At 70.9% G+C, this 13,821-nt stretch carries 9 protein-coding genes; 4 read left to right on the forward strand and 5 right to left on the reverse strand.

Annotated features, from left to right (window positions below; all coding sequences use genetic code 11):
- The first annotated feature begins 308 nt into the window (after positions 1-308).
- From K9S39_RS14705 to K9S39_RS14720, 4 genes are all read left to right on the forward strand, one after another.
- Positions 309-3,503 (forward strand): nitrate- and nitrite sensing domain-containing protein, encoded by a 3,195-nt coding sequence (locus K9S39_RS14705; RefSeq protein ID WP_248863787.1) that lies wholly within the window; start codon positions 309-311, stop codon positions 3,501-3,503.
- Between the two features lie 10 nt (positions 3,504-3,513).
- Positions 3,514-3,927, forward strand: coding sequence for a roadblock/LC7 domain-containing protein (locus K9S39_RS14710; RefSeq protein WP_136742879.1), 414 nt, complete (start codon positions 3,514-3,516; stop codon positions 3,925-3,927).
- A gap of 84 nt (positions 3,928-4,011) precedes the next feature.
- Positions 4,012-4,620 carry a DUF742 domain-containing protein gene (locus tag K9S39_RS14715; RefSeq protein ID WP_248863788.1) on the forward strand — a complete coding sequence of 203 codons (609 nt, stop codon included), beginning with the start codon at positions 4,012-4,014 and terminating at the stop codon, positions 4,618-4,620.
- Complete coding sequence (locus tag K9S39_RS14720) at positions 4,601-5,179, forward strand: GTP-binding protein (protein WP_073447656.1); 579 nt, start codon at positions 4,601-4,603, stop codon at positions 5,177-5,179. The genes K9S39_RS14715 and K9S39_RS14720 overlap by 20 nt, the downstream gene beginning before the upstream one ends.
- A 168-nt stretch (positions 5,180-5,347) precedes the next feature.
- Here the strand turns inward: K9S39_RS14720 and K9S39_RS14725 are convergent, their stop codons facing one another.
- From K9S39_RS14725 to K9S39_RS14745, 5 genes are all read right to left on the reverse strand, one after another.
- The gene (locus K9S39_RS14725; RefSeq protein ID WP_248863789.1) at positions 5,348-7,309 is read right to left on the reverse strand and encodes a dihydroxyacetone kinase family protein; all 1,962 of its coding nucleotides are present in this window, start codon (positions 7,307-7,309) and stop codon (positions 5,348-5,350) included.
- 421 nt (positions 7,310-7,730) lie between these two features.
- Entirely contained in the window at positions 7,731-8,387 is a 657-nt protein-coding gene (locus K9S39_RS14730; protein WP_248863790.1) for a DUF4360 domain-containing protein, read from the reverse strand.
- An 823-nt stretch (positions 8,388-9,210) separates the two neighbouring features.
- Positions 9,211-9,417: an acyl-CoA carboxylase epsilon subunit gene (locus K9S39_RS14735; protein WP_248863791.1), complete on the reverse strand. Its 207-nt coding sequence runs from the start codon at positions 9,415-9,417 to the stop codon at positions 9,211-9,213.
- 58 nt (positions 9,418-9,475) lie between these two features.
- On the reverse strand, positions 9,476-11,059 hold the full coding sequence (locus K9S39_RS14740; protein ID WP_248863792.1) for an acyl-CoA carboxylase subunit beta: 1,584 nt from the start codon (positions 11,057-11,059) through the stop codon (positions 9,476-9,478).
- A gap of 241 nt (positions 11,060-11,300) precedes the next feature.
- Positions 11,301-13,685: a polysaccharide lyase 8 family protein gene (locus tag K9S39_RS14745; RefSeq protein ID WP_248863793.1), complete on the reverse strand. Its 2,385-nt coding sequence runs from the start codon at positions 13,683-13,685 to the stop codon at positions 11,301-11,303.
- Positions 13,686-13,821 lie beyond the last annotated feature (136 nt).

The following is a 13,821-nucleotide window of genomic DNA, read 5'->3' on the forward strand; positions in this document are numbered from 1 at the left end:
CGACGCGGGGATCTGTGTCCTTCGACACGCCCACAAGAGCGTTCATAACGTTTCGACAGTGAATCAGTCGCCCGTCGACACCCCTCGCGTTCACACGGCTCCGCTGTGCTCACGTTTCTCCTTCCTTTTGCTGCCACTCGTCCCTTAACGCCCCTTTTATCTCGGTCGATTCGGCACCTGCTCCGACTTTGTCCGGTGTTTGGAAGGCACCGCCCTGACGTGCTGAAATTCGCTGAACTCCGGAGTAGAAACGCCCAGAAGAAACGGCACAGCAATTACCGTGCCGGCGCCGAGAGGTTGTTGGTCCAGTGAGGCGAAGCAAGTCGAGCCCCGAGCCGCCGGAACCACGGCGGGGCAACTTCACGCCGCCGTCGCGAGGTACGGCCGCACCCGCTTCCGACGCGTCCGAGAACACGGTCGCGAAGCCTCCGGCGAGCGGCGGAAAGTTCGCCCCGGGGAACTGGCGGGTGACCACCCGCCTGAACGCCATTCTGCTGATCCCCGTGCTCCTCGCCCTCGTCTTCGGCGGCCTGCGGGTGAACAGCTCGGTCGACACCTGGCGCGAAGCGCAGGACGCGGAGAACACCGCGAAGCTCGTCCGCGCCGCGCTCACCTACAGCAACGCCCTCATCGACGAGCGTGACCGCACCACGGCGCCGCTGCTCAAGGGCCAGAAGGACGACCCGGTCGTGGACGAGGCGCGCCGCGCCACCGACGACGCCGCGGACTCCTTTCACGAGGCCGTCAAGGCCATGCCGGACAAGCCGGGCCTCAAGCGCCGTCTCGCCACGTTCGAGAAGAGCGAGCCCAAGCTGACCCAGCTGCGCGAGGACGCCTTCACCGCGAAGCTGCCCGAGGTGCAGACCGAAGAGGGCTATGTCGAGATCCAGCACCCGCTGATGGAGTTCGCCAACGAACTCGGTCTGGGCACCGGCAACATCACTTCCTACGGCCGCACCGTCTACGCCATCGCACTGGCCCAGGCCGCCGAGTCACTGCAGCGCTCCATCGGTACCCACCTCCTGATCGACCCGGCGTCCCCACAGGGCGGCAAGGAGCACAAGCGCCAGCTGACCGCCTTCTCCTCGTACGCCTACCTGGAGGGGATCGCCATCGGCGAGTACAAGTCCGGCGGCACGCCCGACGACGTCGCGCGGCTGAACGAGGACGGCGCCAAGCTGAAGGAGTCGGCGAAGCAGAAGATCGCCCAGGCGAAGGCCCAGGCGAAGGCCGCCGGACGGCCGTTCGTCGCACCGCCGGACATCGCCACCATGATCGGCTACATCACCAGCGGCGCGTCCCCCGAGGCGCTCGCCGCCAAGGGCGTCACCCCCGACACCTGGTTCGCCGCTGCCACCGGCAAGTTCAACATGTACCGGAACATCGAGAAGGACCTGGCGGACAAGGCGGTGAACGAGGCGGCGCAGATCTCCTCCGACGCCAAGCGGTCCACCTTCATCGACTCCTCGATCGCGGTGGCGGCGCTGGTCATCGCCTTCCTCGTGGCCGGCATGATGGCCCGCCGGATGAGCCGCAACATGCGCCAGCTGCGCAACGCCGCGTTCAACATCGCCGAGCAGCGGCTGCCGATGCTGGTCGACCAGCTCTCGCGCACCGACCCGGGCCGGGTCGACACCCGCGTCCAGCCGATCCCGATCTCCACCACCGACGAGATCGGCGAGGTCGCCCGCGCCTTCGACCAGGTGCACCGCGAGGCCGTCCGGCTCGCCGCCGAGCAGGCGCTGCTGCGGGGCAACGTCAACGCGATCTTCACCAACCTCTCGCAGCGCAACCAGGGCCTGATTGAGCGCCAGCTGACGCTGATCACCGAGCTGGAGAACAACGAGGCGGATCCGGACCAGCTGGAGAACCTCTTCAAGATGGACCACCTCGCCACCCGCATGCGGCGGAACGGCGAGAACCTCCTGATCCTCGCGGGCGAGGAGCCCGGCCGCCGCTGGAACCAGCCGGTGCCGCTGATCGACGTCCTGCGGGCGGCGACCTCCGAGGTCGAGTCCTACGAGCGAATAGAGCTCAGCGGCGTCCCCGAGAGCGAGATCCACGGCACCGCCGTGACCGACCTCGTGCACCTGCTGTCCGAGCTGCTGGAGAACGCCACCACGTTCTCCTCCCCGCAGACCAAGGTGCGGGTGGCCGCGACCCGACTGCCCGACGGCCGGGTCATGATCGAGATCCATGACAAGGGCATCGGGCTGACCCCCGAGGACTTCGCGGACATCAACCACAAGCTGGCCAACCCGCCGAGCGTGGACGCCGCGATCTCCCAGCGCATGGGCCTGTTCGTGGTCGGCCGGCTGGCCGACCGGCACGGGATCCGGGTCCAGCTGCGCCCCTCGGGCGAGCAGGCCGGCACCACGTCACTGGTCATGCTGCCCGAGGCGATCACCCACGGCGGTGGCGGCGAGGAGCAGTTCGAGGACGACTTCACGGTCTCCCGGATCGTGCCCGAGCACCGTCAGCCGGCGTACGAGGGCGGCCACCGGACCGCCGCCGAGCTGGGCTTCGACGAATCCCGCTACGTCCCGGCCGCGGACGCCGCGGAGCTGGACCCGGTGGGCCGCTCGCTGCTCCGTGAGGAGCGTCGTGCGGCGCTGGAGGCACAGGCCGGCGAACAGATCGGCCAGCCGCACTTCCGCGACGAGGCGCCGTCCGACGGCGGTTTCCAGGGGTACCCCGATGCGGCTCATCCGGAAGCCGATCGACCGCTCTACGAGGACCGGTCCTTCGGCGGCCAGGCGTTCGGCGACCCGAGCGGCCAGGCCTTCGGCGACCCGAGCGGCCAGGCGTTCGGCGACCCGAGCGGCCAGGCCTTCGGCGACCCGAGCGGCCAGGCGTTCGGCGCCCCGGGCTTCTCCGAGACCACCGGCCAGCAGCCATATGTCTCCCCCGAGCCCGCCCGGCAGGACGATTGGTCCGAACAGCCCGCATTCAGCGGCTACTTCGGAACCGAAGCGGAATCTGACCGGAATACACCTGCCGCTCCCGCCGATGCGTCCGAGCGCGTAACATTCGAGCGTCCGGGCTCCTCCTCAGGCGACTCCCACTCGCGGACCGACGCCGGCCTTCCGCGCCGCGGAGGCGGCTCCCCGCAGGCCCAGCAGTGGCGGCAGCCTGAGGAGCCGGTCGCGTCCCCGCAGCAGCGGAACGCGCCGGAGAACGGCCGGGACGGCACCGACTGGCGCAGCTCCAACGACGAGCGCTGGGAGCGGGCGGAGCGGCTGCGCGAGCCCAAGGCGGGCGGCGTCACCGCCTCCGGCCTCCCTCGGCGCGTGCCCAAGGCCAACCTGGTCGAAGGCGCCGCGGAGCCGACCCCGATGGGCGGCCCCCAGGTCTCCCGTGCCCCGGAGGACGTCCGCGGCAGGCTGAGCAATTTGCGCCGCGGTGTGCAGCAAGGACGCAGCGCCGGCACGGACCGCTCGGAGGTTCCCCAGAATGACCAGCAGGGCTTCGGCCCCGGCAGCACCTACGATCAGGAGCGTTAGTGTGAGCCCGATGAGCCAGGCGGCGCAGAATCTGAACTGGTTGATCACCAACTTCGTGGACAACACCCCCGGGGTGTCCCACACGGTCGTGGTCTCCGCGGACGGGCTGCTCCTCGCCATGTCCGAGGGATTCCCCCGGGACAGAGCCGATCAGTTGGCGGCGGTGGCCTCCGGCCTGACGTCGCTGACCGCCGGCGCCTCCCGCATCTTCGAGGGCGGGAGCGTCAACCAGACCGTGGTGGAGATGGAGCGCGGTTTCCTCTTCATCATGTCCGTCTCCGACGGATCGTCGCTGGCCGTGCTCGCGCACCCCGAGTGCGACATCGGCCTCGTCGGTTACGAGATGGCCCTGCTGGTCGACCGCGCGGGCACCGTGCTGACGCCCGATCTCCGCGCCGAACTGCAGGGCAGCCTGCTCAACTAGCAGACAGGCAGTGCGTTTCTCGCTATCGCGCCATAGGGTGCGATGGCGCGACCGGCGTCAGACAGGCAAGTTGGAGGAGGAGACGTGGCAACGCCCCCAAGCGGATACCCGTATGGATCGGGCCATGGGTCCGGGCCTCAGGGCGAGACCCATAACAACCGCTTCAACTTCCCGTCTGCGCCGAGCCGCCGGCAGCGGCCCGAGCCGCAGCAACAGCATCCCCAGCAGCCGCGACCGTACGACTCCCAGCCGTACGACCCGTCGGTGTACGAGCAGCCGCAGGCGCCCCGCATCCAGCCGGTGCAGCCGCAGCGGCGCGCGCCGGAGCCCTCCGCCCCCGCCGGAGGCACGCACAACCCCCTTGTGCGTCCGTACGCCATGACCGGAGGCCGGACCAGGCCGCGCTACCAGCTCGCCATCGAGGCGCTGGTCAGCACGACCGCCGACCCCGCCAAGCTGCAGGGGCAGCTGCCGGAGCACCAGCGCATCTGCCACCTCTGCCGCGAGATCAAGTCAGTTGCCGAGATCTCCGCGCTACTCTCCATCCCCCTCGGCGTCGCCCGGATCCTCGTCGCCGACCTGGCGGAGGCCGGACTCGTCGCCATCCATCAGCCCGGCGGGGACGAGACCGCCGGCGGACAGCCAGATGTGACACTGCTCGAAAGGGTGCTCAGTGGACTTCGCAAGCTCTAGCGGTGCAGCCCGCTCCACCACCTCCGCGAAGATCGTGGTGGCGGGCGGCTTCGGCGTGGGCAAGACCACGTTCGTCGGGGCCGTCTCAGAGATCAATCCGCTGCGTACCGAAGCCGTGATGACCTCCGCCTCGGCGGGGATCGACGACCTCACGCACGCGCCGGACAAGACGACCACGACCGTGGCGATGGACTTCGGCCGGATCACGCTGGACCAGGACCTGATCCTTTACCTCTTCGGTACGCCCGGTCAGGACCGGTTCTGGTTCATGTGGGACGACCTCGTCCGGGGTGCCATCGGGGCGGTCGTCCTCGTCGACACCCGCCGGCTCGCCGACTGCTTCCCGGCCGTCGACTACTTCGAGAACAGCGGCCTGCCGTTCGTCATCGCCCTCAACGGCTTCGACGGGCACCAGCCGTACACGCCTGACGAGGTGCGCGAGGCGCTCCAGATCGGGCCGGACGCACCGATCATCACCACCGACGCACGGCACCGCAGCGAGGCCAAGAGCGCGCTGATCACGCTTGTGGAGCATGCGCTGATGGCGCGTTTGCGGTAGCACGTTACGCGTGCTTCCCGTGCCCGGTCGCGCCATGTGACGAAAGGCCCCGCACGCCTGGCGGGGCCTTTCGTTCTGTACAGCAACCATCACTTGCGCAACCCCCACGGCGAGTTACCAGCTCCGCGAGAGCGGCGCCGGTTCAGGTGCAGAAAGGGGCCCGGGCGCTCAGCCCAGGGCCTCGCCCACGGCTGTGAGGATCAGGGCGAGCGAGACCGCCCCCGCGTCCGGGTGGCCGTACCCCAGTGCTCCCATACGGGCCGCACGGCCGCGGGACGGGGTGAGGTGCGCGGTGTCGGCGGCGGCCCGGGTGGCGGCCTCGGCGGCCGCCCGCCACGCCTTGGGGAGCGGCTCCCCCGCCCGTGCGCGCAGTTCGCGGCGGAACGGGTCGAGGGCGTCCAGGAGCGTCTTCTCCCCCACTTCGGCGCCGCCGAGCTCGCTGACGGCGCGCTGGGCGGCCTCCGCGGCGTCCGCGAACAGGGCCGTGTCGCAGGCGCCGGTCCCGGCCTTCTTCAGTACGGCGCCGGTCTCGGTGAGCAGCGCCCCGTAGAGGGCGCCGGATGCGCCGCCCGAGGCATCGGCGAGGGCGAGTCCTGCGGTGAGCAGGGCGATCCCCGCCGAGCACGGGTCGCCGATATGGTCGGGCTCGGCGGGGCGGAGGTGATCGGGCTCGGCGGCGCGGGCGGCGGCGACGGCGGCGCGCAGACCGCGGACGATCCCGATGCCATGGTCACCGTCCCCGGCCACCGCGTCCAGCCGCCCCAGCTCGTCCTCGTTGGCCGCGACGAGATCGAGGGCCGCTTGAAGCGCCGCCGTGACGGGCAGACCCCCACCAGGAGGGATGCCGACCCTTAGGGGTCCGGACACCACGTCCCTTAGGGGTCCGGAGGCCGCATCCCTTCGGGGTCCGGACGCATCGCCCCGTGGGGCCGAGGCCCCGTCGCCCCGTCCGGCCGAACGCACACCGGCCGGAACCTCCCCTCGCGCGGCATGCGTACGGCCGGCGGCCTCCCACTCCCCCGCATCCCTACGGCCAGCGGCTTCGCCCTCGCCCTCATCCGTACGTTCGTCGGCCCCCGCCCGCTCCCCCGCCACGCCGCGGAAGGCCGGGGTCTCGCACGGGGCGTCGTAGAGCTCGGCCAGTTCGTCGTCGAGGAGCATCAGGGACAGCGAGACGCCGGCCATGTCGAAGGACGTCACGAACTCGCCGACCTCGGGCCGGTGCGGACGCAGTCCGGCCGCCCGCAGGCGCCGGTTGACCTGCCGGTAGACCACGAACAGCTCCTCGTACTTGGTGCGGCCCAGGCCGTTGAGCAGGACCGCGATCCGGCCGTCGCCGCCGGCCGGGGCCTCCGGCAGTTCGCTCAGCAGGTTGTCCACCAGCTCATCGGCCAGCTCGGCGGCGGTCAGGCTCCGGGTGGTGCGCAGGCCGGGCTCGCCATGGATGCCCATGCCCAGCTCGGTGGTGCCGGGGCCGACGGTGAACAGCGGGCCCTCCGCGCCGGGGAGGGTGCACCCGGCGAAGGCGGCGCCGAAGGTGCGGGTCATGGCGTTGGCGCGGGCCGCGAGCCGGGCCACGCCCGCCAGGTCGTCACCGCGCTCGGCGGCCGCGCCTGCCACCTTGAAGACGAAGAAGTCTCCGGCCACCCCACGGCGGTCGCGGGACGGGTCGATCTCCTGGCCCTCGACCGGCGGCGGCCCGCTGGCGACGTCATCGGTGACCAGCACCGTACGGGTCTCGACGCCCTCGGCGGCCAGACGGCGGGCGGCGAGCCCGAAGTGCATCACATCGCCGGCGTAGTTCCCGTAGGTGAGCAGCACTCCGGCGCCGCCGTCCGCGGCGCGTGCGGTGCGGTAGACCTGCTCGGCGCTGGGGCTGGCGAAGACATCGCCGATCGCGGCGGCGTCGGCGAATCCGGGGCCGACCAGCCCGGCGAAGGCCGGGTAGTGGCCGGAGCCGCCGCCGATGACGACCGCGACCTTGCCGGGACGCGGTGCGTGGCGGCCCACGACGCCATAGGCACCCGGGACCCGTCGGACGGTACGCGCATAGGCGTCGGCCAGTCCTTCCAGCCAGTCCTCACGGAAGGACTCGGGGCGGTGTCCGAGTCCGGCGGGGGTGATGGTCATCAGGGCTCACTCCTCTGTTTCGTCCCTGTTGGATTTAACATCCAGATCACAGATCTGTCACCCCTCGCGCAGGAGATGACCGCCGAACCCGTGAGAATCGCCGTCCAGGAAGCCTCGCATCACATCTTGAATGTGAAGTTCTCAGGACTCATGCTGCTCGCACCACGCCGAACGGCTGGATCCCACGGGTCCCCGGCGCGGTCCGGGCACCGCCTCCACACCGCACCACACCCCTCCCCCACGCACCAGCCCCTTCGCCACGCCTGTCCCTCAACTCCGGCAGAGGGCCCCAGGCCGCTCCGCCGGCCGCGCCACCGATGTCCGAACCAGAGGCGGTACGCGCCTGAGCACACGGCACAACGACGGGGCCCGCACACGCCGAACATGCCGCGCATGCGGGCCTCTTGGGGCTGCCGTCAGCTCATCTTCGGTGTCCTGGGCACTGCTTCCAGGAGAAGTGGTACAGGGTGTTGATGCTGCCGTCCGTGGAGTCCATGGCCATGAAGCTGGTGGTCTGCGGATCCGCGCCGGACGCGTCCACACGCAGTTCGGTGTTGATGTTGAAGTAGCGCTCCTCGCCGCACGGCGCGTACACCAGCGAGTCGATGTCGGTCTCGTCCGAGGTCTGCCAGTTGCCCTCGGCGGGGCCGGTGAACTTGTGGCTGCTACGGGTCGTCTCCTGCTGGCCCTGGAAGTAGTAGCCCGCCTGTTCCAGAGCCTTGGCGCCGGCGGCCAGGGACGCATAACCCCGGTAGTCGGCTCTCGCGATCGCGTACGTGAAGCCCTGCGGGACATGCACGTCGAGCGCTATCTGGCAGTTCTTGCGGGAGTCGGTCGGCTTGCTGCCCTTGCCCGCCTGGGCGAGGTATTCGCTGTACGTGACGGTGAACGCGGTGTTGTCGGGCGCGACGGCCACCGCGGCGCTGCCGGGGCGGCAGCCCGAGCCGTTGACGGTCGCGACGGTGATGGTGATCTTTCCGTCCGGCGGTTCCTCACCGAATGGCGCTGAGGTGGGGGATGCCGATCCGGCGAGGAGCAACGATGCCACTGCGGCACCAGTACCCAGAGTGCTGAGCATGGGCTCTTCCTTCCGGTCTTCCTAGCCCCGCGACACGGGAACCAGGAGCGGATGACGAGGGCATGCCAGCACGGGTCTCGTGGCTTGTCAGCTGTGCTGGGCTTGGCCGACTTGGTTGCCCACCGTTTTCAGCCGTCACGCCGTGGGGGGATTTCGCCGTTCGCTGCGCTTTGCCTGCGCCCCACGTTGTCGACTGTCCCGCCGTGGGGGTTCGGCTGCGGCGGGCCTGTGCCGACGTTTTTGGCTGTCCCGCCATGGCTCCCCCACTGCCTGAAGGGCGTGGGAGGTACCCCCACGCGGCGGGCAGTGGTCCACTGCGCGGGCTGCTCGGCAGCGGCGCCGGACCTCCGGACTCCGTCCTGCGGACCGGCACCTCCCGAAGGGGTGGGGAAAAGACCGGTGGGAGTACACGTAGCCGGTCATGTGCACCTTGTCGACGCGATCACTGGCACCCGGCAGACCACATGTGCCCCCACCGGCCTCATTCCACCCACCGACGGGAGGATGGGGGTACCTCCCATGCCCTTCAGGCCATGGAGGAGGGCCGCAGGACCGGAGGCCCGTCACCGCACCCGAAAAACCCACGCCCGCCGCAGGCGAACCCCTCACGGCGGGAAAGCCGACAACGTGGTGCTCAGGCCGGCCGCAGGCGACCGGCCGCACGGCCGACAACGACGGGCGCCGAACCGGGCCCGAGCAAAGCGCAGCGGACGGCCGCAGGCGCAACGGCGAGAAACGGCCACGGCGGACCGGCCGAAAATGGCGCGGGCCCGCCGCAGGCGCAACGGCGAAAAACCGGCGCCATGCCGGCTACCCGGAGTCGCTACCTCTGCCAGCTGGTAGCCCCCCGAAACCCCCGCTGCCGCTCCAACCGCCGCCACCGGGCGGCCGTGGTGCGCGGGCGGGCCGGGGTGGCGGCCGGGCCGTGGGCGGCGCGGGCCAGGAGGACGGCGGTCAGGGCGGCGAGCTCTTCCTCGCTGGCCTGGCCCTTCTCCACACGGATGGAGGTGTCGCGGAGGGCAGGGTTCACGGTGTCTTGTCTCCGTCTTCGCGGTGGGCGTAGTACCTGGTGCGGGTGCGGGATGCGGCTACTGGGGCGGGTTGCCGTGCTTGCGGGCGGGCAGGTCCGCGTGCTTGGTGCGGAGCATGTCCAGGGAACGGATGAGGGTGTGGCGGGTCTCCGCCGGGTCGATGACGTCGTCGACCAGGCCGCGCTCGGCGGCGTAGTACGGGTGCATCAGCTCGGACTTGTACTCCTTGACCATGCGCACCCGCATGGCCTCGGGGTCGTCCGCCTCGGCGATCTGCCTGCGGAAGACGACGTTGGCCGCGCCCTCGGCGCCCATCACGGCGATCTCGTTGGTGGGCCAGGCGTAGGTGAGGTCGGCGCCGACGGACTGGGAGTCCATGACGATGTACGCGCCGCCGTACGCCTTGCGCAGCACGAGGGAGATGCGCGGGACGGTGGCGTTGCAGTACGCGTAGAGCAGCTTGGCGCCGTGGCGGATGATGCCGCCGTGTTCCTGGTCGACGCCGGGCAGGAAGCCGGGGACGTCCAGGAAGGTGATGATCGGGATGTTGAACGCGTCACACATCTGGACGAAGCGGGCGGCCTTCTCGGACGCCTCGATGTCCAGGACACCGGCCAGCGACTGCGGCTGGTTGGCGATGATGCCCACCACCTTGCCGTCCAGGCGGGCCAGCGAGCAGATGATGTTGGTCGCCCAACGCTCATGGACCTCAAGGTATTCGCCGTCGTCGACGATCTCCTCGATGACCTTGCGCATGTCGTAGGGGCGGTTGCCGTCGGCCGGGACGAGGTCGAGCAGGGCGTCACCGGAGCGGTCGGCGGGGTCCTCGCAGGCGACCGTGGGCGGGTTCTCCCGGTTGTTGGCCGGCAGCAGGGAGAGCAGGTAGCGGACCTCTTCGAGGCAGGTGGCCTCGTCGTCGTAGACGAAGTGCGCCACACCGGAGGTCTCGGCGTGCACATCTGCGCCGCCGAGGCCGTTCTGGGTGATCTCCTCGCCGGTGACGGCCTTGACGACGTCCGGGCCGGTGATGAACATCTGCGAGGTCTCGCGGACCATGAAGACGAAGTCGGTCAGAGCCGGCGAGTAGGCGGCGCCACCGGCGCACGGGCCCAGCATGACCGAGATCTGCGGGATGACCCCGCTCGCCTTGGTGTTGCGCTGGAAGATGCCGCCGTAGCCGGCCAGCGCCGAGACGCCTTCCTGGATACGGGCGCCGGCGCCGTCGTTCAGCGACACCAGGGGGGCACCCGCCTGGATGGCCATGTCCATGATCTTGTGGATCTTGGTGGCGTGGGCCTCGCCCAGCGCGCCGCCGAAGATCCGGAAGTCATGGGCGTAGACGAAGACGGTCCGGCCGTGGACGGTGCCCCAGCCGGTGATCACGCCGTCGGTGTAGGGCTTCTTGGCCTCCAGGCCGAAACCCGTCGCCCGGTGCCGCCGCAGCGGCTCGACCTCGTTGAACGAGCCCTCGTCCAGCAGCAGCTCGATCCGCTCGCGGGCCGTCAGCTTGCCCTTCGCACGCTGAGCTTCGGTGGCCCGCTCGCTGGGGCCTCGCCGGGCCTGCTCGCGGATGGCGTTCAGCTCAGCGACGCGCCCGCGGGCGTCGTTCGCGCCGGCGGGCACATCTTCGACAGTGGTCATGTATCGACGGTACGTGGACGAGGCCCCCGGCACCGATGTCGGTTTCGTACAACGTCAGATGCGATTTCGTGGGCAGGCAGTACAGAACCTTCCTGTACGCGGCCTGCGTCCGGGCCTCGGCCGGGGTGGACGGGCCGTCCATCGTCTGTAAGGGCCGTACAAACTGCGGCGGAGTGGCGTTGTGGCGATCGATACATCGGGCGGGGCCGAACGGGGGAACGAACCGCCCGATATCGCCGGGTCAGCCGAGTGCGACGGTGCAGGTGTGGGTGGCACAGGCGGTGCCGGGGGTGAGGCGGAGCCGCAGCGCGGGGGCGGTCGCCAGCACCTCGACGGCGGGGTCGTGGGCGAGCACCGCGGACACCGGCCGGGACCAGATGATCTCCAGCGTCTGTCCGGAGCGCTCGGGGGCGGCGACGCACACCCGCGCCGTCCGGCCGTGCCGCCGCTCGCGGACCAGGACGCTCGCCGGGCCGCTGCTGCCGAGCGGTCCCGCGCGGCCCGCCCGCCAGAAGTTGGCGGCCGTCACGCCAAGCGTGCCGACGGCGACGGCCTGCCGCCCGCCGTCGTTGGCGAGCACCGTCAGCCAGTGCCGGTCGGCGGCACGGGCCGCGAGAGTACGCCGAGTGGCACCCGGCATCAGCAGGTACACGTGGTCCGCGTCGGTGGGATCGGTGCCGTGGTCGTGCCAGAGGGTGAGGTAGCGGCGGGTGAGCGGCTCCGGGGACGAGCCGGTGTTGATGTCGTGCCAGGAGCCGGTACGGGCCTCGCGCAGCGCGTTCAGCGGCGCGCCGCCGGGAAAGACCCAGCCGCCGTGCCCTTCGAGGTGGGCCCAGTGGGCGCGCCGGAAGCGGACGGTCCGGCCGAGGGTGCCGGGCTGTCGTACGCCGTCGACGGTGAGGACGGCGGTGCCCGACTCCCCCATCGCCCGGTTGTCGACGATGGTCTCGGCGGGTACGCCGTCCCGTGCGGTGATGCCGGCGCCGAGGCAGACGACGGTGTCGGCGAGGCAGAACCAGGACTTCTTGGCGGTGAGCGTGGCGGCGAGGCCGCGGACGTCCTGTCCGATCGCGGCGAACTCACCGTCGGTGGTGCCGCCGACCCACCGCGCGGCCGGTTTGGGCTCGCCCCAGCCGCCGCCTTCGTTGTCGGCGAGCCGCTTGGTGGACACCGTGGTGCCGGGCAGCCGGTAGGGGTCGACGGTGGGCCAGAACCCGTCCGTGTACTGGTCGTTGGCGAACTCCGCGCCCCACCAATAGACCATGCCTGCGCCGGTGTGCCAGCCCCGCGGGTTCTCGCCGTTCCCGTTCTCGTAGTACGCGATGCGGTCGGACGCCATGGCCAGCCCGGCGGCCCACCCGGGGCGGCGGTGCACGGCGCGGTCCATGGCGGGGAAGAGGCGGTGGCCGACGGGTTCGGGCGCGGCGGGCACGGGGCTGTCGGCGATGGCGTTGAGGCGGGCCAGGTCGGCCACCGCGTACTGCCGGTCGGTGCGTACCGGCAGTGTACGGTCCCGCTCGGTCCAGCCCTTGATCATGGCGTGCCAGCGGGTGCGTTCGGCGTCGCTCGCGGCCTGCGCGAGCAGGGCGACGGCGGCGAGCAGCGCATGGCCGTGGAAGTGGTCGCTGCGCAGCACCCGCCGCTCGTCGGTGCGGAGGTAACCGCGGCTGATGGCACGGCCGTTGACGCTGTCCATCATCAGCCCGTTGTAGAGCAGCGGGGCATAGGCGTGCTCGACGCTGTCGAAGACGATCTGCCGGGCCGGATCGGTGACGTCCCAGTCCGATCGGCCGAGCAGGGTGAACAGCCGCCCCAGGCCGTCCAGCAGGACAGCGCCGTAGGTGCCGGAGTAGGCGACCCATGTGTGCTGGATGAAGGAGCCGTCGGCGTAGAGGCCGTCGCCGCGGGTGACGTACGGGAAGACCGGGGAGAGGGCGTCCCGGGCCAGCGCGATCTTGCCCGGGGCGCGGCCGAGGATGCCGCGCAGCGCGACGACCCGGCAGAGGTCGACACGGTTGGCGCCGGTGCTGGTGCCGGTGTAGTCGCCGAGCATCGAGTCGGGCACGAAGTGGTCGACGGCGGCGAGACAGCGGGCGCGCTGACTCTCCGTCAGCCCGCCCTCCGCCACCCGCTCGTCGAGGATCGCGACGGTGTCCAGCAGAAGCTGGGGGCTGCCGATCTGCCACTCCCACCAGTTGCCGTAGCGGGTGGTGTCGGTGTTGTAGACGGTGGTGTCGAGATGGTCGAGGCCCTTGATGACGTCGGAGACGAGGCCGGGGTCACCGGTGAGCCCGGTACCGGGCTGGGCGTATGCCTGGGCCATGGTGTGCAGCCGGCTGTAGCTCTGGGTGATGCCGGCCGGCGGGTCGTACGGACAGTCCGGCCAGAGCACGGCGGCCTCCGGCCGCATGCCCGACCGATACCGGCCCGCCAGGTCGCCCGTCTCACGGAGGGTGGCGGCGTATGGCGCCGCGGAGGGGTCGAATCCGGTGCCGAGCGTGAGGGTGCACCAACGGGCCCGGAGGGCCCCGTACGGGTCCTCCGGGGCGGCCCCGTACGCGGGGCGGGCAGCCGCCAGGGCGAGCGCGCCCGTGGCGGTCAGAAACCCCCGGCGAGTCCACTCCATGTGCAGCCCTCCCTCGTTTTCGGCCTTCCCGCCGTAGCGCCTGCGGCGGGCCTCCGCTGCGCTTTGCCTGCGCCGACGTCCTTGGCTGTCCCGCCGTAGCGCCTGCGGCGGGCGGTGCCGCTGCGCGGGGTTGTAC

The organism is Streptomyces halobius (genome assembly GCF_023277745.1).
Lineage (GTDB): Bacteria > Actinomycetota > Actinomycetes > Streptomycetales > Streptomycetaceae > Streptomyces > Streptomyces halobius.